We start from the raw sequence: 20,233 nt of genomic DNA, 5'->3' as shown, positions 1-20,233 counted from the left end.
ATTCCCACGCAGAGCGTGGGAATGATCGAACCGGCTCTCTGAAACAATGTGAATCAGGGTTTCTGCATCTATCTTGTAGGATTCTGCGACAGCTTGGCGTTTGGTGATCGGGGAGCTGGCACGTATGATGCTTCATAAACTTCCGCAGATTAGAAGCCTATGTCCCTGATAGTTCTACTGCTTCTGCCTTTTATCGGCAGCTGTCTGGCAGCCTTGCTGCCGCACAACGCGCGTAATACCGAATCGCTGTTGGCTGGCCTGGTTGCCTTGATCGGCACCGTCCAGGTCGCCCTCTTGTACCCGCAAATCGCCCATGGCGGCGTGATCCGTGAAGAGTTCTTCTGGCTCCCCAGCCTGGGCCTGAACTTCGTGCTGCGCATGGACGGTTTCGCCTGGCTGTTCTCGATGCTGGTGCTGGGCATCGGTACGCTGGTTTCGTTGTACGCCCGTTATTACATGTCACCGGACGATCCGGTACCGCGCTTCTTTGCGTTTTTCCTGGCGTTCATGGGCGCCATGCTGGGGTTGGTGATTTCCGGCAACCTGATCCAGATCGTGTTTTTCTGGGAGCTGACCAGCCTCTTCTCGTTCCTGTTGATCGGCTACTGGCACCACCGCGCCGATGCGCGACGGGGTGCCTACATGGCGTTGATGGTCACCGGCGCGGGCGGTTTGTGTTTGCTGGCGGGGGTCATGCTGCTCGGCCATGTGGTCGGCAGCTATGACCTGGATAAGGTCCTGGCCGCCGGCGATCTGATTCGCGCGCATGCCCTCTACCCTATTCTGCTGCCCCTGATCCTGATCGGCGCCCTGAGCAAAAGTGCGCAATTTCCCTTCCACTTCTGGTTGCCCCACGCGATGGCGGCACCGACACCGGTCTCGGCGTATCTGCACTCGGCGACCATGGTCAAGGCCGGGGTGTTCCTGCTCGCGCGCCTGTGGCCGTCGCTGTCCGGCAGTGAAGAATGGTTCTACATCGTCAGCGGGGCCGGCGCCTGCACCCTGTTGCTCGGCGCTTACTGCGCGATGTTCCAGAACGACCTCAAGGGCCTGCTGGCCTACTCGACCATCAGCCACCTGGGCCTGATCACCCTGCTGCTGGGCCTGAATAGTCCGCTGGCCGCCGTGGCCGCGGTGTTCCACATTCTCAACCACGCCACGTTCAAGGCCTCGCTGTTCATGGCCGCCGGGATCATCGACCACGAAAGCGGCACCCGGGACATTCGCAAACTCAGCGGTCTGGTCAAACTGATCCCGTTCACCGCCACCCTGGCCATGGTCGCCAGCGCCTCCATGGCCGGCGTGCCGTTGCTCAACGGCTTCCTGTCCAAAGAGATGTTCTTCGCCGAAACCGTGTTCATCAACGCCACGGCCTGGATCGAGATGACCCTGCCGATCGTCGCGACCATTGCCGGGACGTTCAGCGTCGCTTACTCCCTGCGCTTCACCGTCGACGTGTTCTTCGGCCCGACCGCCACCGATCTGCCGCACACCCCGCACGAGCCGCCGCGCTGGATGCGCGCGCCGGTGGAGTTGCTGGTGTTCACCTGTCTGGTGGTGGGGATTTTCCCCGCTCAAGTGGTCGGCTCGCTGCTCGCCGCCGCCGCATTGCCGGTGGTGGGCGGCACGCTGCCCGAGTACAGCCTGGCGATCTGGCACGGCTGGAACGCACCGATGTTCATGAGCCTGATTGCCATGTCCGGCGGCATCGCGCTTTACCTGTTGCTGCGTAATCAACTCAAGCAAGGGCGCTTCACGCACCCGCCGGTGATCAGCCGTTTCAATGGCAAGCGGCTGTTCGAGCGCTGCCTGGTGATCATGATGCGTCTGGCCCGTCGCCTGGAGCGGCGGATCAGCACCCGGCGCCTGCAAACCCAACTGTTCCTGGTGGTACTCGCCGCGGTGCTGGCCGGGGTGATCCCGATGCTGCACAGCAGCCTGAGCTGGGGTGACCGGGCGAAAATTCCGGGCTCGATCGTGTTCGTGATCCTCTGGCTGCTGGCGATTGCCTGTGCACTCGGCGCGGCGTGGCAAGCCAAGTATCACCGGCTTGCGGCCCTGACCATGGTCAGCGTCTGCGGCCTGATGACCTGCGTGACCTTCGTCTGGTTCTCGGCGCCGGACCTGGCCCTGACGCAACTGGTGGTCGAAGTGGTGACCATGGTGCTGATCCTGCTCGGCCTGCGCTGGTTGCCGCGACGGATCGAAGAGGTGTCACCGTTGCCAAGCAGCCTGCGCAAGGCGCGGGTACGACGGGTTCGCGACTTGTTGCTATCGACAGCGGTCGGTGGCGGCATGGCGCTGTTGTCCTACGCGATGCTGACCCGCCAGACGCCCAACGACATATCCTCTTTCTACCTCAGTCGCGCCCTGCCCGAAGGCGGCGGTAGCAACGTGGTCAACGTAATGCTGGTGGATTTCCGTGGCTTCGACACCCTCGGCGAAATCACCGTGCTGGTGGCCGTGGCCCTGGCGGTGTTCGCCCTGCTGCGACGCTTCCGCCCTCCGAAAGAAAGCCTGCAACTGCCGGCCCAACAGCGTCTGCTGGCCCCCGATGTGGTCACCGATCTGGTCAACCCGCGTCACGCCAGCGACACCGCGCTCGGTTTCATGATGGTGCCGGCGGTACTGGTGCGCCTGCTGTTGCCGATCGCCCTGGTGATCTCCTTCTATCTGTTCCTGCGCGGGCACAACCAACCGGGCGGCGGTTTCGTCGCCGGACTGGTGATGTCGGTGGCGTTCATCCTGCAATACATGGTCGCCGGCACCCAGTGGGTCGAGGCGCAAATGAGCTTGCGGCCGCTGCGCTGGATGGGCACCGGGCTGTTGTTCGCCACCGTTACCGGGCTCGGGGCGATGGCGGTCGGGTATCCGTTCCTGACCACCCACACCTGGCATTTCGAGCTGCCGCTGCTGGGTGACATTCATATCGCCAGCGCGCTGTTCTTCGATATTGGCGTGTACGCCGTGGTGGTCGGTTCGACGCTGTTGATCCTCACCGCCCTCGCCCACCAATCGGTACGCGGTCATAAAACCAGCGCGCAAATCAGGCCCGCGGCCAAAGCCGTTGCCACCCAAGGAGCCATCTGATGGAAGAAGTCATCGCAATCGCCATCGGTGTGCTGGCCGCGTCCGGCGTATGGCTGATCCTGCGGCCACGGACGTTCCAGGTGGTCATGGGCCTGTGCCTGCTGTCCTATGGCGTCAACCTGTTCATCTTCAGCATGGGCAGCCTGTTCATCGGCAAGGAGCCGAACATCAAGGACGGCGTGCCTCAGGATTTGCTGCACTACACCGACCCGCTGCCGCAAGCGCTGGTGCTGACCGCGATCGTCATCAGTTTCGCCATGACCGCGCTGTTCCTGGTGGTGCTGCTCGCCTCCCGGGGCCTGACCGGCACCGACCATGTGGATGGCCGGGAGCCTAAAGAATGATGGCGATGACTCACTTGATCGTCGCACCGATCCTGCTGCCGCTGCTGACTGCCGCCGTGATGCTGATGCTGGGCGAAAAACACCGTCCACTGAAGGCCAAGATCAATCTGTTCTCCAGCCTGTTGGGGCTGGGCATTGCCGTGATGTTGCTGCAATGGACACAAACCACCGACGTGCCCGGCTCCATTGGCGTGTACCTGCCGGGCAACTGGCAGGCGCCGTTCGGTATCGTGCTGGTAGTCGATCGCCTGTCGGCGTTGATGCTGGTGCTGACCGGGATCATCGGCGTCAGCGCCCTGCTGTTCGCCATGGCCCGCTGGGACGGCGCCGGTTCGAGTTTCCACGCACTGTTCCAGATTCAGCTGATGGGCCTGTACGGCGCCTTCCTCACGGCGGACCTGTTCAACCTGTTCGTGTTTTTCGAAGTACTGCTCGCCGCCTCTTACGGGCTGATGCTGCACGGTTCGGGCCGGGCGCGGGTGTCGTCGGGGCTGCATTACATCTCGATCAACCTGCTGGCCTCGTCGCTGTTCCTGATTGGCGCGGCGCTGATCTACGGCGTTACCGGCACACTGAACATGGCCGACCTGGCGCTGAAAATCCCGCTGGTGCCGGAAGCCGATCGCGGCCTGCTGCATGCCGGCGCGGCGATTCTGGCAGTGGCGTTCCTGGCCAAGGCTGGCATGTGGCCGCTGAACTTCTGGCTGGTGCCGGCCTATTCCGCGGCCAGCGCGCCGGTAGCGGCGATGTTCGCGATCATGACCAAGGTCGGCGTCTACACCCTGCTACGCCTGTGGACGCTGCTGTTCTCCGGCCAGGCCGGGGCCTCCGCGTACTTCGGTGGCGACTGGCTGATCTACGGCGGCATGGCGACCATCGTCTGCGCCGCCGTGGCGATCCTCGCCGCGCAACGCCTGGAACGCATGGCCAGCCTGAGCATTCTGGTGTCGGCAGGCATTTTGTTGTCGGCCATCGGTTTCGCCCAGCCGAACCTGATCGGCGCGGCGCTGTTTTATCTGGTCAGCTCGACCCTGGCCTTGAGCGCGCTGTTCCTACTGGCGGAGTTGATCGAGCGTTCGCGTTCGGCCAACGAAATGCCACTGGACGATGACGGCGAGCTGCTGCCACGGCCCCTGGAACCCTTGCAGCCGCCCAAAGGCTTCAACCTCGATGACGACCAGAAAGCCGTGGTCGGTCAGGTGATTCCCTGGACCATGGCCTTCCTCGGCCTGAGCTTCATCGCTTGCGCCTTGCTGATCATCGGGATGCCGCCGCTCTCCGGATTCATCGGCAAACTCAGCCTGCTCAGCGCCCTGCTCAACCCGCTGGGCCTGGGTCATGGCAACGACGAGCCGGTATCGAACGGTGCGTGGGGGTTGCTGGCGTTGTTGATCCTGTCCGGATTGGCCTCGTTGATCGCTTTCTCGCGTGTGGGTATCCAGCGTTTCTGGACCCCGCAAGAGCGGCCATCGCCCTTGCTGCGTCGTCTGGAATGCGTGCCGATCATGGTTCTGCTGGGGCTGAGCATTGCGCTGACGTTCAAGGCTGAACCGCTGTTGCGCTACACACAAGCGGCTGCGCAGGCGTTGAATAACCCTCAGCAATACGTGATGGCGGTGCTCGGCACCCGTGCGGTGCCGAGCCCTGAAGCCAGGGCAGCACTGGTGGAGGTGCAACCATGAAGCGTCTGTTTCCTGCGCCGTGGTTGTCGCTGTCCTTGTGGCTGCTGTGGCTGCTGTTGAACCTGTCGATGAGCCCCGGCAATGTGCTGTTGGGCGCGGTATTGGGCCTCTGTGCCCCACTGATGATGCGCAAGTTGCGGCCGTTGCCGATCCGCATTCGTCGCCCCGGGGTAATCCTGCGTTTGTTCTTGCTGGTCGGGCGCGATGTGCTGGTGTCCAACCTCGCCGTGGCCTGGGGTGTGCTCAATGCCGGGCGGCGTGCGCCTCGCTCGCGGTTCATCAAAGTGCCGCTGGACTTGCGAGATGCCAACGGCCTGGCGGCGCTGTCGATCATCTGCACAGTGATTCCCGGCACAGTCTGGTCGGAACTGGCGCTGGATCGCAGCATTCTGTTGCTACACGTCTTCGATCTGGATGACGAAAACCAATTCATCCAGCACTTCAAGGCGACCTACGAGCGCCCCTTGATGGAGATCTTCGAATGAGCGAATTGCTGTCGAACGCGATCCTGCTGAGCCTGTTCATCTTTTCGCTGGCGATGATTCTGACCCTGATCCGCCTGTTCAAGGGCCCGTCGGCCCAGGACCGGGTTCTGGCCCTGGATTACCTGTACATCATCGCCATGCTGATGATGCTCGCGCTGGGCATTCGTTATGCCAGTGACACTTACTTCGAGGCGGCGCTGCTGATCGCGCTGTTCGGCTTCGTCGGCTCGTTTGCCCTGGCTAAATTTCTGTTGCGCGGCGAGGTGATCGAATGAGCGCTGAACTGTCTTTGTGGGTGGAAATACCGGTGGCGATTCTGCTGGTGTTTGGCAGTCTGTTTGCGCTGATCGGCGCAGTCGGGCTGCTGCGGATGAAGGATTACTTCCAGCGCATGCACCCGCCGGCGCTGGCCTCGACATTGGGTGCGTGGTGCGTGGCACTGGCTTCGATCATTTACTTTTCGGCGCTCAAGTCGGGGCCGGTGTTGCACGCCTGGCTGATTCCGATTCTGTTATCGATCACGATGCCGGTGACCACGCTGCTGCTCGCCCGGGCGGCGCTGTTCCGCAAGCGCATGGCGGGGGATGATGTGCCTGCGGAAGTGAGTAGTCGGCGCACGGAACCCGGGAGTTAGTTCAGGGATTTGTGTTGATTGGCAGGGTCTCTTCGCGGGCTTGCTCGCGAAAGCGATTGACCGCCCCCCCCTCAGATCCAGGCCACTGCCAGCAACCCGGCCCCCAACACCAAGCACAATGGCGAATACGCCCAAGTGTCGAGCCGGGCAAACTTCGAATCCTTGACCTGCTTGAAGAACCCCACCAGATTCGAATCGCCGATCGCCCGAGCGAACATCAGCAGAGCAATCGCGCTAATCACCCATTGCAACGACCAGTGATGCACCGTGGGCAGATACAGCCCGACCCGCAGGCACACCAGCATCGCAATCAGCAGCAAACCCACCGCCACCAGCAGCGTGCCAAAGCCCGATGGCTTGAACGCCGGCCTTGATGCCTCACCGCCCTCCCCGGGTACTCTCGGTACCACCGCCTCGCTACCCCACTTGCCACCCGCCGCCCAATACAGGTGGATCAGGCTGATGACCAGAAAGATTGCAGCAATCCATTGCGCGACCAAAAGGCTCATATTCAAACGTCCCGTGTGAAATGTTGCAGCAGAATGAACTTCCTTGCGCGATTTTAAAAGCGCCCGGCACAAGCTGGCGAAGCCTGCAATCTTTTGACTTTGCTTCCAACGGCAAAATCAAAAGATCGCAGGCTTCTATGGGATTTATGTACACCCGAGCAGTTTATTTCAGCTGGGCAGCGACTTTATCCGCCACATCCTTGGGCACCCAGGCCTGCCACACCTGCGGGTTCGCCTTCATGAACGCCTCGGCCGCTTGACGTGGCGGGGTGTGTTTTTCACTCATGTCCGCCAGGGCCTTGTTCAACGCTTCGATCGGTAAATCGACCTTGCTGAAGAACTCGGTGAGCTGCGGGTACTGTTTCTGAAACGGCGCGGACACACCGATGGACAGCTTCGAAGGCAGTGAGCGAGTCGGCTTCGGATTAGGGTTGTCGGCCTCGGTCAGGGTTTTCCAGGCTTCGGCGTCGAATGGCGGCTCTTGCAGTTGAATCAGCTTGAAACGGCCGAGCAATGGCGTCGGTGACCAGTAATAGAACAGGACTGGTTTGCCGCGACGAATCGACGAACTGATCTCTGCGTCCAGCGCCGCCCCCGAACCACTGCGAAAGTTCACGTAGCTGTCGTTCAGCCCATAGGCCTTGAGCTTCTGCTTGTTGACCACCTCCGACGTCCAGCCGATCGGGCTGTTCAGGAAGCGCCCCTTGCTCGGGGTTTCCGGGTCTTTGAACACATCCTTGTAGCGCGGCAGATCACTGACACTGCGCAGCCCCGGCGCCAGCGGCTTGATGCCCTTGGCCGGGTCGCCCTTGATCACGTATTCCGGCACCCACCAGCCCTCGGTGGCGCCCTTGACCGTATCGCCCAGGCTCGCGACTTTGCCCTCGGCCTCTGCCTTGACCCAGACCGGGCTGCGGCCCGCCCACTCTTCGCCAATGACCTGAATGTCATTGTTGGCCAAGGCGGTTTCCAGGGTGATGGTCGTCCCCGGCAAGGTATCGGTCGGCAAGCCGTAGCCCTGCTCGACGATGATCCGCAGAATTTCGGTGATCAGGCTGCCACTTTCCCAATTCAGGTCGCCAAAATGAATCGGTGCCTGGGCAGCGAATACCGGAACGGGTGAAACCAACAAGCCGAACGTGGCCAGGGTAGCGGCCAGTAACCGTCGTAATCCCTTCATGCTCTTGCACCTCGTGCTGTTCACAGCAATAGCAGGATGGCCTGACAAAGAAGACCGCAAGCCTCTGAATACTCAGTCAACTGACTGTAGTAGAGGTTTCTGCTTTCGAGGGGCGAGGATTATTTTTCGGAAGGTTCCTGCAAGCGCGCAAGCTCTCTTCTGACCATGCTGGCGTACGCCGCCGGGCGCAACATATAAATCTGTGACGCTACCCAACTCAGCCAGGCTCCCTGCAGAACGGCCTTTTCAGCCAACAGGCGCTGGGCCTCGGCGTGTGCACTGGCCTGGTTCTGCTCATGGAAATCGGCGCGGGTCTGGGTCATTACTCGCTGGCCTTGAAGGTCACCAGTTCGCCTTTGCGCCACTTGGCGGCCTTGGCAGTCACGGCTTTCAGGGTCTTGGTCAGGCCTTCCTGCAATTGTTGGTGGGCCGCAAACACCATCACCACGCTATGACCTTCCTTGAACACAATGCCGTGGCCGTCCGCGGTGGTCACGAACGCGTAATCCCCCAGCCCGTATACCGTCAATTTGATTTCGCGGAACTTGATGTCCAGTTTTCCGCCTTCGCGGCTGGGCAATACGGAAGCGCTGAAATGATCACCGACCTTGAGTTTCAGCCCGGGCTTGTCGTCCACCACCAGTGCCGATTCGGTGTCGATCTCGGCAATGTAAATGCCTTCAGCGTTCTGTTCGGTGATGTAGACGAAACGTGACTGAAACTGTTTAACCAGCTTTGCGCGCAAATCACCCAGTACGAACAAAGCATGCATATCGAGATTACTTACTGCCAAGGAAACATCCCCACATCTGAAAATGATGCCGCACGCAGGAAACGCGCACAGCAGAAAAAAGCGGCAATGCCGAGGTTTAACCAAATGACCCGGGTCGTAATCCTGGAACGAGCAGAGGGCTCATTCATCGCGAGGTTTGGGAAGATTACTGGAACATCCCCCGCGTCGTCTTGCCTAGCGGTCGTCAGAGGTTGAAGGAAAACGCCCTTCTGACGGCCAGAAAAACCGGACCACCAACTTTAGGGAAAAATCTCTTTAAAAAAAGCACTTTTCCGACATATCGCCAGTTAAAAATTGCTTTAGATGGGCAGCAATCGCCAACCAGTGATAGCGATTCTAGAGCAGCCATGCTCACCGAGACTACCCAAAACAACGTACACACGTCGGTAAAACCACGAAAAGGACTTCATATGTGCACACTGACTCACTTCGCCGAGCCTCACACACACCACACCAACGGCTCGTCACTTCTGCAATCGATAGTAATCCGCCAGCAGGATTTCCTCACTGAGGCGCATCTGCAGCCGCGTTTTCAGGTGGTATTGGCCGGCAACGCCTTTTTCCACATCAGGGAAATATCCACCGGACGTGTCAGAGGTTTCCGCGCCGACCATAACGAAGCCTGCGCCCTTGCCCGCTCGCTCGAGTCTCGCAACTGACTCATCCTGCGGCATTCACATCTATAGACGTTTCGTCACGCCGGCGACTTAACTCAGCCGCCGGCAGGCAACTACTGCCATACTGCCCGCCCCATGAAACCCGTCCCCAGGGTGGACGGCGCTCAATACAACATAATATTTCAAAGGGAAGGCTGCTACGTGACGGAATTTGATATCGGTGAATTTTTTATCCGGGGCGAAGCCAGAGAAGTCGACGGCGAATTCCAGGCAGTCATTATCATGCGCGCCAAACCGCCGTTGACCACGGTGTCGTATCACCAGGTGGAAAAGGATCGCTGGTTCAAGACCGCGGAAGTCGCGACGATTGCCGCCCAGGAATCCGCCAAAGCCCTGAAGCTTGCCGTCGATGAGGGTGCGTTGAAGGGCTGACCATCGGGTTTACAGTCTATGCTCATCCCTGCTTTGAACATCGTTATCGAACTCCCTGGCGCGCGGCCCCCTCGGATGCAATGAAGCCGCACCTCAGACCTCACGCCCCAGGCGATTGATTATCTGCAAGGAGATGAAGATGGATTCACCCACACATGACTTGAAAGGCTTGTTCGACCAGCTCGGCCTGGACTCCAGCGAAAAGGCCATCGACGATTTCATTGCCCTGCATTCACCGTTGCCTGATGACAAGAAACTCATCGATGCCGAGTTCTGGACTCCGCAACAAGCCGGCTTCCTCAAGGAACAACTGCGTGAAGACGCCGATTGGGCGCACGTGGTCGACGACCTGAACCTGCGCATGCACCAGATCCACTAGCCAAGAGGCTCAATGCAGGCTGTCGGGCATTTCGGCGTTCAATTGTGCCAACCAGGCAGCCCTGCACTCCTCGGCTTCATTACGACTGGAGAACACCGTCCCCCGGCGCTCACCGTTGAGCAGCACCACCCAACAGACGCTCTGCCCCATCGCTCGCAAACTGGCGGGCACGCCGCTGCCAATCATGACCGCGACATCGACTTTGCTTTGCATGCTGACCTCTCGAACTTCATTAGCAACCTAACTATGCAGGCATGTTAATGAGTTCATCCTCGAGGAAACAGCAACGGCGCTGCACAGCTTCGTTGCATAAGCGGTAACAATTGTCAGGCTATCAGCGAGGCTTTTCCGGTTTGTAGCCCAACCGCAATCCACCCCAGTGGCGACCCTTGAGCATGATCGGCACCGAGAGGTCGTGCATCAGCTCACCGGTGTCGCGGGTGTAGGTCTGCAACAGTACGGCCTGCTGGTGGCTGCCACAGCGAATCCCGGTGCGGTCGGCGAACTTGCGCTTGGTGCGGTTTTGCAGGGTATCGACCTGCGCGTCGCCGGTCAGCGGCTGGCTGAACACGGTGTTGTGGGTCGGTACATACCCCTGCTGCGTGCAGGCAATGGCGAACACCAGGCCTTCGTGACGCGGCAGCAATGGCTCCTGGATCGCCGGCAAGACCTGATCGGTATAGCGGTCGAAGCGGGTCTGGTATTTGACCGGGCTGGTGTTGGGGATCGCCTGATAATTGCGATCAAACAGGTCATCGAGGCTGATCCGGCCCTGGTCGATATCCGCCTCGAAACGCGCCGCAATCTGACTCGCCCCTTCGCGGGCCAGGTCGTAAATCCGCTGGTGATAGTCATCCAGCCCGACTTCGGCGAGACGTTCGCTGATGGTTTCGGCCTGCCCTTCCATTTGCACCGCCGCCTGGGCCAGACGTTGGGTTTGCTGGTCACTGATCGCCAGGTCGCTGCGCATTTGTTCGATGGCGTGGAACAGGCTGTCGAGTTGTTCGCGATTAGTGTCCGCGCCCAGAGCGATTTCCCCGACCTGCCTTTCAACACCGGCCGCCAGGCGCGCGATGTTTTCCAGGTGCTGCCCCGTGTGCTCGACCTGCGCAACGCCAGTATTGAGGTCGCTGGCCAACTGACGAATCTGCTCCACCACTTGCGCGGTGCGTTGTTGAATGTCAGCGACCATCTCCCCGACTTCGCCGGTCGCCGTCGCCGTGCGCGCGGCCAGGCCACGAACCTCATCGGCCACCACCGCAAAGCCGCGACCATGTTCCCCGGCCCGCGCCGCTTCGATGGCTGCGTTCAACGCCAACAGATTGGTCTGGCTGGCGATGGACTGGATCACCAGCGTGACCCGCTGGATATCGTCGCTGCGCAGGCTCAGGGCTTCGATCAGCTCGCGGCTGCTGCTGGCGCGTTGACTGAGTTGATGCATGCGCGCGATGGACTCGATCAGCTCCGTACGCCCTGCCGCGCTGCTCTGATGAGCTTCGCTGGCCGCGCTCAAGGCTTCCCGGCTGAGTGCCGAGGTAGCGTGTTCGGTGGCGATCATCACTTCAGCGCTGCTGACAATTTGTGCTGCGGCGCCGAGTTGCGATTGCAGCTTGTCGGCCAGTTGCTTGACCGAAAAGGCCACGCCGGCGGCCGACAAGGCGTTATGACTGGTGGTATAGGAAAGATCGCGAGTCAACCCGGCGATGGCGCTGGCGCTGTCCTCTGGGGTTGCCTCGGGGAGCGCGCGCGAACGCAGGCGCGGCAGCCAGATGATCAGCACGGCCAATGGCAGGCCAAGGTAAAGCGACCAGCCGGCCAATGCCATACCGCACAGCAAGAGCATCAGGGCGATGCTTTGCAGGGTCGGCGTGAGCCACTGGTTTTTCGGCAAAAGTACGGCTGCGGGCACTGCCCCAGCCAGAGACCCGTCTCGCGTCATCATTTGTCACCCCAGGCATCTTCTAATTGTTGTATCCGCATTAAACGCCACCACAAGGCCATTATCTATGGTCCGTTAGTAGTGGGGGGTTGCAGCAGATCAATAGAAGTGCATGGGTGTTTTCGCAGACGTCGAAAAGCAAAGATCGCAGCCTTCGGCAGCTGCACGGGTTCACATAAACCTGTAGGAGCTGCCGAAGGCTGCGATCTTTTCAAGGCACCCCCATTCAAGGGGCTGCCCCGCAGAATCAGGCCTGACGCTGGTGCTTGTCGATCTGCTCGTGACGTTCTTGAGCTTCGATGCAGTACTTGGTGGTCGGGCTGATCAGCAGGCGCTTGAGGCCGATTGGCTCGCCGCTGTCATCGCACCAGCCGAAGCTGTCTTCCTTGATGCGTTCCAGGGCCTGTTCCAACTGAGGCAGCATGCGCTGGTCGCGATCGATCGCGTTCACCAGCCAGGTGCGCTCTTCTTCGACAGAAGCTGCGTCAGCCGGATCGGCCGGGGTGTCCAGGCTCTCGATGGCGATGCGATTCTGTTCGATGCGCTCATGGGTTTCGACTTTCATGTTCTGCAACAGCTCAGAGAAAAAAGCATGTTGCTCGGCATTCATGTAGTCATCCGCCGGCATGGCCAGCAACTTGTCCTTTGTCATTGATATCTCTATAAAAAAACGTGCATTAAGGCGAATTAGGGAGCGTTCCGTTGAACCTTGCGCGGTCATTGGAAGGGCGCCATTTATTCCAAGCGCCACCCGGCACTCAATTTACGAGGGGCGGCAGTCTAAGGCCGACTTGAGGCCTCAGCAACTGAAAAGACTGCAAATCTGTCCGACAAAGCCCTGAAAGTGCTCTATGGCAGGCTTTGAGGTGCTTATCGGAGTGCGTTTATAGCAAGAAATTCAGTCCAGCGGCTGTATATAGAAGACAAACGGCTGCGCCACGCGGGTCAGGCGTGGCGCATTTTCGTCTTTCGTGTGGCTCAGCGCTTGAGTTTGCGCTTGTTGCGGTACTGGTCGATGACCACCGCCACCACAATAATCAGCCCTTTGATAATGTCTTGAATATAAGCATCAACACCGACAAAGGTAAAGCCGCTGGCCATGACCCCGAGAATCAATGCCCCGATTACGGTGCCAGTGATGCGCCCTACGCCACCGGCCAGGCTGGTACCGCCGATGACCGCCGCGGCGATCGCATCCAGTTCATAAGACATGCCCATCCCGGCCTGCCCCGTCGCGGCCCGTGCCGACGCCACCACCCCGGCCAGGCCGGCAAGCAACCCGGCGATGCTGTAGACGATCACCAGATGACGCTTGACGTTGATCCCGGAGGTGCGCGCCGCCTGCATGTTGCCGCCGATGGCGTAGGTGTACTTGCCGTACTTGGTGTAGCGCAGGGCAATGTGAAAGATCACCGCCACCACCAGAAAGATGATCACCGGCATCGCGCCATGCCCAATGGCCGTGTAGGAATCCGAGAGCATGCTCACCGGCTGACCTTCGGTGTAATAGCGCGCCAGACCGCGCGCCGAGACCATCATGCCGAGGGTGGCAATGAACGGTGGAATCCCGGTGATTGCAATGATGCTGCCGTTGATCGCCCCCGCCAGCAACCCCACCCCCAGCCCGGTGATCACTGGAATCCACACCGGCAAGTCCGTCAGGGACGGAAACACCGCCCGGGCAAAGTCCGAGGTCTGGGCCAGGCTGGCGGCAATCATCGCCGACAGCGCCAGCACCGAACCCGAGGAAAGGTCGATACCGGTGGTGATGATGACCTGGGTTACCCCGATTGCCAGCAGGCCGATGATCGACACTTGCAGAATCATCAGCACCAGGCGCTGAGAGTTCATCAGGAAACTCTGGTCCCGCACGATCCAGCCGAACAGCTCGAAGACCAAGCCGATGCCGATCAGTACCAGGAAGATACTCAGCTCAGTCGGGAAGCGCCGGCGACTCTTGACCGGTGCCATTGCAGGCTTGTTTTCCAGTATCGCGTTCATAACCACTCACCCTTCTATTGCGTCATCGACGGCAACCATGGCCACCGCCAGCATCCATTAGTGAACCGCGGACATGCCCGAGGCCAGTTGCATCACTCGTTCCTGGGTCGCTTCGCTGCGGTCGAGGGTGCCCATCAGGTCGCCCTCATGCATGACCATGACCCGGTCGCTCATGCCCAGCACTTCCGGCAGTTCCGAGGAGATCATGATCACCGCCATGCCTTCGCTGGCCAGGTACGAGATCAGCCGGTAGATCTCGGCCTTGGCGCCGACATCGATGCCCCGGGTGGGCTCGTCGAGAATCAGGATTCGCGGGTTGGTCATCAGCCAGCGCGCCAGCAACGCCTTCTGCTGATTACCGCCGGACAAGGTATCGATGCACTGCTCCAGCGACGGCGTTTTCACTCGCAGCTTCTTGCACATGTCTTCACACAACGCGCGCAGGGCTTTCTGCTGGATGAAGCCGTTGCCGACGTAATGGGGCAATACCGCCATTTCCATGTTTTCCAGCACCGACAGGCACGGGAACAGGCCGCTGAGCTTGCGATCTTCGGTCAACAACGCGAAGCCCTTCTCGATGGCCATGTGCGGATCGGTGATGCGCACCACCTCGCCGTCGAGCCGGATCTCGCCACCGTCACTCGGAGTGATGCCGAAAATCGCCTCGGCGACATTGGTCCGCCCCGAGCCCATCAACCCGGCAATGCCCAGGATCTCGCCGGCATGCAGGTCGAAGGAGACATCCTTGAAAATGCCGTCCAGCTTGAGGTCGCGTACCGACAGCAACAGATCGCCAATCGGCTTCTCGCGCACCGGGAACAACTGGCTCAGTTCGCGGCCGACCATCATCGAAATCAGGCTGTCGCCGTCCATGCTGTCGGCCCGTTGCAGGCCGATGTAGGCACCGTCGCGGAACACCGCCACTTCATCGGCGATGCTGAACACTTCGTTCATCTTATGAGTGATGTAGATGATGCCTTTGCCCTGGTTCTTGAGGTCGGCAATGATCGAGAACAGGTGGGCGACTTCCTTATCGGTAATGGCCGAAGTTGGTTCGTCCATGATCAGGATGTCGGAGTCGTAGGACACCGCCTTGGCGATCTCGACCATCTGCCGTTCGGCGATGCTCAGGTTGCCCACCTGCTCTTCCGGGTCGAGATTGATCCGCAGACGCTCAAGCAGTTTGGCGGTGCAGCGGTGCATTTCGCGGTGGTCGATCATGTGCAGGCCGTTGAGCTGCTCACGGCCGATCCAGATGTTCTCGGCGATGCTCATGTGCGGCATCAGGTTGAGTTCCTGGTGAATCATCGCGATCCCGGCCTGGAGCGCAGCCAGGGGTGTTTCAAAGACCACCGGTTTGCCCCGCAGGCGCAACTCGCCGGCGTCCGGCTGGTAGATGCCGGCAATGATTTTCATCAGGGTGGATTTGCCGGCACCGTTTTCGCCCATCAGCGCCAGCACGGAACCGGGACGCACCCGCAGCTGTACGTCGGACAAGGCCACCACACCGGGAAAACCCTTGCTGACGTTGATGATCTCCAGCAGGTACGGCTCATCGACAGATGTTGCGGTTGGCTGGATACCCACCAACGGGGGGCTCGAAGCAGTCGCTGAAGCGAACATGATCAGGTACTCCATCAGCAAGGTCGCGTCGCAACCTTGCGTGCTTATTGTTGTTATCGAACGGACGGACTATTTGAACTGGTCAACGTTTTGCAAAGTGATCAAGCGATACGGCACCCACACGGCCTGTTCGACCGGCTCGTTCCTGGCCATTTTCACCGCCGTGTCGACCGAACCATCGGCCTGCCCCTTGGCGTCCTGGAACACCGAAACCAGCAGAGAGCCCTTCTTCACCGCGTTCAAACCGTCGGGCGTACCGTCAACACCGGCGATCAGCACACTGCCTTTGGCGACACCCGCCTGTTGCAGGGCCATGGCCGCGCCAATCGCCATCTCGTCGTTGTTGGAGACGACCGCGTCGAACTTGCGGCCTTGGGTCAGCCAGTCGTTGACCAGGGTCATGCCCTTGTCCCGCGACCAGATGCCGCTCTGCTCTTGCTCGATCTTGATGTTCGGGTACTTGGCCAGCACCTCTTTTACGCCCTTGGTACGGTTGGTGGTGGAGTTGTTGGCCAAATCACCGAGCAGAATCACGATGTCGCCCTTGCCGCCCATTTTTTCCGCCAGGTACTGCATCTGCATCTGGCCGGCCTCCAGATCGTTGGAGGCGACAGTGACCACGCCTTTGGGCAGGTTCATGTCGTCGGGACGACGATTGACGTACACCAGCGGAATACCGGCCTTGACCGCTGCTTCGGTGATTTTCTTGGTGGCGGCGGTATCCACCGGGTTGACCACAATGGCGTCGACCTTCTGGCTGATGAAGCTTTCTACCTGGCTCAACTGCTTGACCACATCGCTGCGGGCGTCTTCGAACTGCAGCTGGACGCCTTCCGGATAGGACTTGGCTTTGGTGTCCATGGATTGGCGCAGGTAAGTCAGCCAGGTGTCATCGAACTGCGACATGCTGACGCCGATCTTCATGTCCGCGAGTGCGGCACCGCTGGCGAGCATCAGGGACAAGGCGAGCGAGGCGAAACGGATCTTGGTCTTCATGAAAGGTCTTTCTCCACATTCTTGTTGGTTTTATGGATAAGGCGTGACGATTTCAGTAAGCGGGCAAGCGGACTATCGGCGCTCCCGGAATGCAGCAGACCAGGGCGCCATTGCGTTCGACGCAAAGCAAGCGAGAGACGGAATGAAACGAGACGCGAGACAGGTCACGAGGGAGGTGCAGCGCGGAACGTAAAGCATGCAGAGCTGAGTTGAAGGTTTTCATCGACGGTACCTGGCTTTGTTTCTTGTTTTTGGTGCGTCCTTCACTCGTTCAAGGCCTGCTTGAGCGTGATCGGACGTTGATAGTCGGCAACCTGGAAACGACTTTATTGGAAAATAATTTCTATATCAACTCATTTTAGAATTTTATTCTGATTTTGTTCCATGGCTTTCAATTGCGCTCAAAGTCACCACTTGATGGCGCTCGAAACTGAGCCGCGCAGCGTCTAGCACGCGGGTGGTCGCCAGTGCATCACGGGGCTCGACCGGCAGTGGGCCACCGCTCTGTAACGCGGTTTGTAGCTGCAAATAGAACTGGTTCCAGCAGCCTCGCTCGGACGGCACCCGCTCGCGCACCTCGCCCTGTTCGAACCAGCCCCAGCGACGATGCTCTTCGACGCCCCAGCGCTCGCCCTCGGATTTGGGCGTGAGCCCGGCCAGGGTCGACGCCTCTTGCCCGTCCAGACCGTCGACGCTGTAGCAGCCCTGGGTGCCGGTCACGCGAAAACGCGGGCCCGGGGTGTTTTGCAGGCAACTGCCACTCAGGTGCGAGATCACGCCACTGGCATGGGTCAGGGACATAAAGAAGCCGTTGTCGAAGGTCTGGCCTTTTTCGAGGTAATCCAGTTCGGCGTAAACCCGGGTGACGGGGCCAAACAACAGCAACGCCTGATCCACCAGATGGCTGCCCAGATCGCGCAGGAAACCACCGCCGCTGCCGTTATTCACCGACTGTGGCGAGTAGCGTTCGATCCGCGACTCGAAACGGGTGACCTTGCCCAAGGCACCGGACTCGATGAGTTTGCGTACGGTGAGGAAATCCGAATCCCAGCGCCGGTTCTGGTAGACGCTCAAATGCACGCCCTGACGCTCGGCCATGGTGATCAGGGTTTGTGCCTGTTGCGTATCGGCGGCGAACGGCTTGTCACTGACCACCGCCACCCCGTGTTCGATGGCGTCGAGCACCAACGCCGGACGGCCTTTGAGCGGCGTGGACACCACCAGCACATCAACCCCGGCTTCGACCAGTTGGCCAATGCTGTCGAAGGCCGGTACTCCGGGATGTTCCGTGGCCAGCAGTTGTCGGCGCTCGGCGGAACGGGTGACCACGCCCACAAACGTCGCCGCCGGCAAACTGCTGATCAGCGGAGCATGGAAAAACCGGCCGCCATGGCCGTAACCAACAAGTCCGATACGCATGAAAACATCCTCCTTATATGATCGTTCCCACGCTCTGCGTGGGAACGATCGGTTACAGAGTTATTGGCAGAGTTCGCGGGTCACGCGTTCGAGCATCATTCGGTTGGACTCGTCCGGCCGGTCTTCCCAGGCGAACACCGAGACGGTGGCGATGCCATCGAACTTGATCTCGCGCAAGGTGCCGAAAAACGCTTCCCAGTCGACCTCGCCCTGGCCGATGTCCAGGTGCTGATGCACGGTGGCAGTGACACCCGGCGGGTTGACGATGTAGCGCAAGCCCGAAGAGGCCTTGTGGTTGTAGGTGTCGGCGATGATCAAGTGACTCAGCTTCGAGCCGGCGTACTTGAGCATCGAGGCGATGTCACCCACGCCATCGTCATAGAAAAACGTGTGCGGCGCGGCGTAGAGGTAGTTGATCCAGTCGCGGTCCAGACCGCGAATGATGTCCACCGACTCGTTGTTGCGCTCGCAGAAATCATAAGGATGGGCCTGGATATCGAGCTTGATGCCTTCGCGTTCGAACTCGGGGATCAGTTCGTCCATGGAACGCATGAACTGGTTCTCGCAGACCAACGGGTTGTCCGACTGGCCGGTGAACTCGGTGTTGACCAGTTCGCAGTCCATCTCCACGGCAATCTGGATCGCCCGCTTCCAGTTACGCACGGCAGCCACGCGCAAACCTTCATCGGCGGCGGCCCAGTGGTACATGGGTAATAAGGACGAGAGTTTGACCCCGGTATCGCTCAGGGCTTTGCGAAATTCCTTGATCCGCGCCTTGTCGACTCGCGGGGCTTTATAGAACGGCAGGAAATCTTCCCGGGGCGACAGCTCGATGTGTTCGTAACCGAGCTCGGCGACCTTGTCGACCATCTTGCCCAGGGACAGGTTGCGGTACATGTAGGGGTCTAGTGCGATGCGCATGTTTTTTTTATTCTCCTTAACCTTACGCTGATCGTTCCCACGCTCTGCGTGGTAATGCATCAATGGACGCTCTGCGTCCGCTTTTGGGACGCGGAGCGTCCCGGGCTGCATTCCCACGCAGAGCGTGGGAACGATCATTACGAGGGTTAGCCGTAGAAGCGGGGGCGATCTGGCAGGCCGACTTTGACGATCTGGCCGCTGTTCTGCGCCTCGATGCAGGCATCCGCAGCAACGGCGGCGGCGAAACCGTCCCACGCCGATGGCCCGCCGACCTGCCCGGCCCGCACGCCATCGATGAACGCCTGCAACTCGACGTCGTACGCGGCGATGAACCGATCCTTCCAGTCCATCAGAATCGCATTGGACAGTTTCGCTCCGCTGCGCAGCTGAACCTGCGACGGCTCCGGCAGTTTGGCGATGCCCGTCTCCCCTACCACTTCGCACTGGATGTCGTAGCCGTACTGGCAGTTGACGAACACTTCCACGTCGATGCGCGTGCCCTTGGCGGTTTCCAGCAACACGATCTGCGGGTCTTTCAAATGGGCGTGGGCCTTGCTGGTCTTGCGCGGAAACACCACTTGCACCGACACATAGTCGTCGTCGAGCAACCAGCGCAACACGTCCAGCTCATGGATCAGCGTGTCGGTGATCGCCATGTCGGTCTTGTAGTTTTCACCTACGGTCGGGTTGCGGTGTGCGCAGTGCAGCATCAGCGGCTCGCCGATCTGGCCACTGTCGATCACCGATTTCAATGCCCTATAACCTTCATCGTACGGGCGCATGAAACCAACCTGCACCAGTCGCTTGCCGTGGGCCACTTCGGCCTCGACGATCTTGCGGCAGCCTTCGGCGGTGACCGCCAGCGGTTTCTCGCAGAACACCGGTTTGCCCGCCGCAATGGCCGCCAGTACGAACTCTTCGTGGCTCGGGCCCCAGGAGGTGACGAGGACTGCGTCGACGTCCGGCGCCTTGATCAGCGCGTGGCCATCGGGATAAACCTCGGCGGTCAGCTTCAGATCGGAGACGACCTTGGCTGCTTGCTGCAAATTGATGTCAGTGACCGCGACGACCTGACTGTTGAGCAAGGTCTGGCTGCAACGACGGATATGGTCCTGGCCGATGGCCCCGGTGCCGATGACGCCAATGCGCAACGAATTGGAAAGCGAAGACATATAAACACTCCTGTTGT

At 60.0% G+C, this 20,233-nt stretch carries 22 protein-coding genes; 9 read left to right on the top strand and 13 right to left on the bottom strand.

The window, feature by feature from the left end; genetic code table 11:
• Positions 1–159 precede the first annotated feature (159 nt).
• Genes PSH69_RS11455 through PSH69_RS11430 form a run of 6 tightly spaced genes read left to right on the top strand, consistent with a single transcriptional unit; the run spans position 160 to position 6,235 of the window.
• Positions 160–3,090 carry a monovalent cation/H+ antiporter subunit A gene (locus PSH69_RS11455; RefSeq protein WP_305412055.1) on the top strand — a complete coding sequence of 977 codons (2,931 nt, stop codon included), beginning with the start codon at positions 160–162 and terminating at the stop codon, positions 3,088–3,090.
• Positions 3,090–3,434, top strand: coding sequence for a Na+/H+ antiporter subunit C (locus PSH69_RS11450; RefSeq protein WP_007935994.1), 345 nt, complete (start codon positions 3,090–3,092; stop codon positions 3,432–3,434). The genes PSH69_RS11455 and PSH69_RS11450 overlap by 1 nt, the downstream gene beginning before the upstream one ends.
• A complete protein-coding gene (locus PSH69_RS11445) occupies positions 3,431–5,116 on the top strand; it encodes a monovalent cation/H+ antiporter subunit D (protein WP_305412052.1) in 1,686 nt (561 codons plus the stop codon). Before PSH69_RS11450 ends, PSH69_RS11445 begins: the two co-directional genes overlap by 4 nt.
• Positions 5,113–5,601, top strand: a complete 489-nt coding sequence (locus PSH69_RS11440; protein WP_018928014.1) for a Na+/H+ antiporter subunit E — start codon at positions 5,113–5,115, stop codon at positions 5,599–5,601. Before PSH69_RS11445 ends, PSH69_RS11440 begins: the two co-directional genes overlap by 4 nt.
• Positions 5,598–5,876: a K+/H+ antiporter subunit F gene (locus tag PSH69_RS11435; protein ID WP_007935991.1), complete on the top strand. Its 279-nt coding sequence runs from the start codon at positions 5,598–5,600 to the stop codon at positions 5,874–5,876. The genes PSH69_RS11440 and PSH69_RS11435 overlap by 4 nt, the downstream gene beginning before the upstream one ends.
• Entirely contained in the window at positions 5,873–6,235 is a 363-nt protein-coding gene (locus PSH69_RS11430) for a Na+/H+ antiporter subunit G (protein WP_230172019.1), read from the top strand. The genes PSH69_RS11435 and PSH69_RS11430 overlap by 4 nt, the downstream gene beginning before the upstream one ends.
• Positions 6,236–6,306: 71 nt before the next feature.
• On the opposite strand, the gene PSH69_RS11425 is transcribed toward PSH69_RS11430, so the two are convergent.
• The 4 genes from PSH69_RS11425 to PSH69_RS11410 all read right to left on the bottom strand — a co-directional run bounded on the left by PSH69_RS11425 (position 6,307) and on the right by PSH69_RS11410 (position 8,717).
• Positions 6,307–6,744, bottom strand: coding sequence for a DUF3995 domain-containing protein (locus PSH69_RS11425; RefSeq protein WP_305412049.1), 438 nt, complete (start codon positions 6,742–6,744; stop codon positions 6,307–6,309).
• A 163-nt stretch (positions 6,745–6,907) separates the two neighbouring features.
• Positions 6,908–7,924 carry an ABC transporter substrate-binding protein gene (locus PSH69_RS11420; protein ID WP_305412047.1) on the bottom strand — a complete coding sequence of 339 codons (1,017 nt, stop codon included), beginning with the start codon at positions 7,922–7,924 and terminating at the stop codon, positions 6,908–6,910.
• A gap of 119 nt (positions 7,925–8,043) precedes the next feature.
• Complete coding sequence (locus tag PSH69_RS11415) at positions 8,044–8,247, bottom strand: hypothetical protein (RefSeq protein WP_007935975.1); 204 nt, start codon at positions 8,245–8,247, stop codon at positions 8,044–8,046.
• Positions 8,247–8,717, bottom strand: a complete 471-nt coding sequence (locus PSH69_RS11410; RefSeq protein ID WP_008035847.1) for a hypothetical protein — start codon at positions 8,715–8,717, stop codon at positions 8,247–8,249. Before PSH69_RS11410 ends, PSH69_RS11415 begins: the two co-directional genes overlap by 1 nt.
• Positions 8,718–9,127: 410 nt before the next feature.
• Here PSH69_RS11410 and PSH69_RS11405 point away from each other — a divergent pair, with 410 nt between their 5' ends.
• The 3 genes from PSH69_RS11405 (at position 9,128) to PSH69_RS11395 (ending at position 10,145) form a co-directional block, all read left to right on the top strand.
• Positions 9,128–9,376 (top strand): hypothetical protein, encoded by a 249-nt coding sequence (locus tag PSH69_RS11405; RefSeq protein ID WP_305412815.1) that lies wholly within the window; start codon positions 9,128–9,130, stop codon positions 9,374–9,376.
• A 159-nt stretch (positions 9,377–9,535) separates the two neighbouring features.
• On the top strand, positions 9,536–9,766 hold the full coding sequence (locus tag PSH69_RS11400; RefSeq protein ID WP_018928020.1) for a hypothetical protein: 231 nt from the start codon (positions 9,536–9,538) through the stop codon (positions 9,764–9,766).
• Positions 9,767–9,905: 139 nt separating this feature from the next.
• The gene (locus PSH69_RS11395) at positions 9,906–10,145 is read left to right on the top strand and encodes a DUF2789 domain-containing protein (protein WP_018928021.1); all 240 of its coding nucleotides are present in this window, start codon (positions 9,906–9,908) and stop codon (positions 10,143–10,145) included.
• Positions 10,146–10,154: 9 nt separating this feature from the next.
• On the opposite strand, the gene PSH69_RS11390 is transcribed toward PSH69_RS11395, so the two are convergent.
• The 9 genes from PSH69_RS11390 to PSH69_RS11350 all read right to left on the bottom strand — a co-directional run bounded on the left by PSH69_RS11390 (position 10,155) and on the right by PSH69_RS11350 (position 20,216).
• Complete coding sequence (locus tag PSH69_RS11390) at positions 10,155–10,358, bottom strand: hypothetical protein (protein WP_018928022.1); 204 nt, start codon at positions 10,356–10,358, stop codon at positions 10,155–10,157.
• A gap of 121 nt (positions 10,359–10,479) precedes the next feature.
• On the bottom strand, positions 10,480–11,703 hold the full coding sequence (locus PSH69_RS11385) for a methyl-accepting chemotaxis protein (RefSeq protein WP_370695256.1): 1,224 nt from the start codon (positions 11,701–11,703) through the stop codon (positions 10,480–10,482).
• Positions 11,704–12,331: 628 nt separating this feature from the next.
• Entirely contained in the window at positions 12,332–12,736 is a 405-nt protein-coding gene (locus tag PSH69_RS11380) for a TraR/DksA C4-type zinc finger protein (RefSeq protein WP_007935965.1), read from the bottom strand.
• A gap of 326 nt (positions 12,737–13,062) precedes the next feature.
• On the bottom strand, positions 13,063–14,085 hold the full coding sequence (locus PSH69_RS11375) for an ABC transporter permease (protein WP_018928024.1): 1,023 nt from the start codon (positions 14,083–14,085) through the stop codon (positions 13,063–13,065).
• 57 nt (positions 14,086–14,142) lie between these two features.
• Positions 14,143–15,708: a sugar ABC transporter ATP-binding protein gene (locus PSH69_RS11370; RefSeq protein WP_305412044.1), complete on the bottom strand. Its 1,566-nt coding sequence runs from the start codon at positions 15,706–15,708 to the stop codon at positions 14,143–14,145.
• 69 nt (positions 15,709–15,777) lie between these two features.
• Positions 15,778–16,704, bottom strand: coding sequence for a sugar ABC transporter substrate-binding protein (locus PSH69_RS11365; protein ID WP_305412043.1), 927 nt, complete (start codon positions 16,702–16,704; stop codon positions 15,778–15,780).
• Positions 16,705–17,070: 366 nt separating this feature from the next.
• Positions 17,071–18,123, bottom strand: coding sequence for a Gfo/Idh/MocA family protein (locus PSH69_RS11360; RefSeq protein ID WP_305412042.1), 1,053 nt, complete (start codon positions 18,121–18,123; stop codon positions 17,071–17,073).
• A 60-nt stretch (positions 18,124–18,183) separates the two neighbouring features.
• Positions 18,184–19,044 carry a sugar phosphate isomerase/epimerase family protein gene (locus PSH69_RS11355; RefSeq protein ID WP_007939382.1) on the bottom strand — a complete coding sequence of 287 codons (861 nt, stop codon included), beginning with the start codon at positions 19,042–19,044 and terminating at the stop codon, positions 18,184–18,186.
• A 146-nt stretch (positions 19,045–19,190) separates the two neighbouring features.
• Positions 19,191–20,216 carry a Gfo/Idh/MocA family protein gene (locus tag PSH69_RS11350; RefSeq protein WP_305412041.1) on the bottom strand — a complete coding sequence of 342 codons (1,026 nt, stop codon included), beginning with the start codon at positions 20,214–20,216 and terminating at the stop codon, positions 19,191–19,193.
• Positions 20,217–20,233: the final 17 nt, after the last annotated feature.

This window comes from Pseudomonas sp. FP1740 (assembly GCF_030687165.1).
In the GTDB taxonomy this organism is placed as follows: domain Bacteria; phylum Pseudomonadota; class Gammaproteobacteria; order Pseudomonadales; family Pseudomonadaceae; genus Aquipseudomonas.
Note: the sequence above shows the minus strand (reverse complement) of the source record. Positions and strands in the feature narration are given on the sequence as shown.

Coding starts and splice junctions, on each gene's coding strand:
- PSH69_RS11455 (WP_305412055.1), top strand. CDS start 160: ATGTCCCTGATAGTTCTACTGCTTCTGCCTTTTATCGGCAGCTGTCTG.
- PSH69_RS11450 (WP_007935994.1), top strand. CDS start 3,090: ATGGAAGAAGTCATCGCAATCGCCATCGGTGTGCTGGCCGCGTCCGGC.
- PSH69_RS11445 (WP_305412052.1), top strand. CDS start 3,431: ATGATGGCGATGACTCACTTGATCGTCGCACCGATCCTGCTGCCGCTG.
- PSH69_RS11440 (WP_018928014.1), top strand. CDS start 5,113: ATGAAGCGTCTGTTTCCTGCGCCGTGGTTGTCGCTGTCCTTGTGGCTG.
- PSH69_RS11435 (WP_007935991.1), top strand. CDS start 5,598: ATGAGCGAATTGCTGTCGAACGCGATCCTGCTGAGCCTGTTCATCTTT.
- PSH69_RS11430 (WP_230172019.1), top strand. CDS start 5,873: ATGAGCGCTGAACTGTCTTTGTGGGTGGAAATACCGGTGGCGATTCTG.
- PSH69_RS11425 (WP_305412049.1), bottom strand. CDS start 6,744: ATGAGCCTTTTGGTCGCGCAATGGATTGCTGCAATCTTTCTGGTCATC.
- PSH69_RS11420 (WP_305412047.1), bottom strand. CDS start 7,924: ATGAAGGGATTACGACGGTTACTGGCCGCTACCCTGGCCACGTTCGGC.
- PSH69_RS11415 (WP_007935975.1), bottom strand. CDS start 8,247: ATGACCCAGACCCGCGCCGATTTCCATGAGCAGAACCAGGCCAGTGCA.
- PSH69_RS11405 (WP_305412815.1), top strand. CDS start 9,128: ATGTGCACACTGACTCACTTCGCCGAGCCTCACACACACCACACCAAC.
- PSH69_RS11395 (WP_018928021.1), top strand. CDS start 9,906: ATGGATTCACCCACACATGACTTGAAAGGCTTGTTCGACCAGCTCGGC.
- PSH69_RS11390 (WP_018928022.1), bottom strand. CDS start 10,358: ATGCAAAGCAAAGTCGATGTCGCGGTCATGATTGGCAGCGGCGTGCCC.
- PSH69_RS11385 (WP_370695256.1), bottom strand. CDS start 11,703: ATGATCGCCACCGAACACGCTACCTCGGCACTCAGCCGGGAAGCCTTG.
- PSH69_RS11380 (WP_007935965.1), bottom strand. CDS start 12,736: ATGACAAAGGACAAGTTGCTGGCCATGCCGGCGGATGACTACATGAAT.
- PSH69_RS11375 (WP_018928024.1), bottom strand. CDS start 14,085: ATGAACGCGATACTGGAAAACAAGCCTGCAATGGCACCGGTCAAGAGT.
- PSH69_RS11370 (WP_305412044.1), bottom strand. CDS start 15,708: ATGTTCGCTTCAGCGACTGCTTCGAGCCCCCCGTTGGTGGGTATCCAG.
- PSH69_RS11365 (WP_305412043.1), bottom strand. CDS start 16,704: ATGAAGACCAAGATCCGTTTCGCCTCGCTCGCCTTGTCCCTGATGCTC.
- PSH69_RS11360 (WP_305412042.1), bottom strand. CDS start 18,123: ATGCGTATCGGACTTGTTGGTTACGGCCATGGCGGCCGGTTTTTCCAT.
- PSH69_RS11355 (WP_007939382.1), bottom strand. CDS start 19,044: ATGCGCATCGCACTAGACCCCTACATGTACCGCAACCTGTCCCTGGGC.
- PSH69_RS11350 (WP_305412041.1), bottom strand. CDS start 20,216: ATGTCTTCGCTTTCCAATTCGTTGCGCATTGGCGTCATCGGCACCGGG.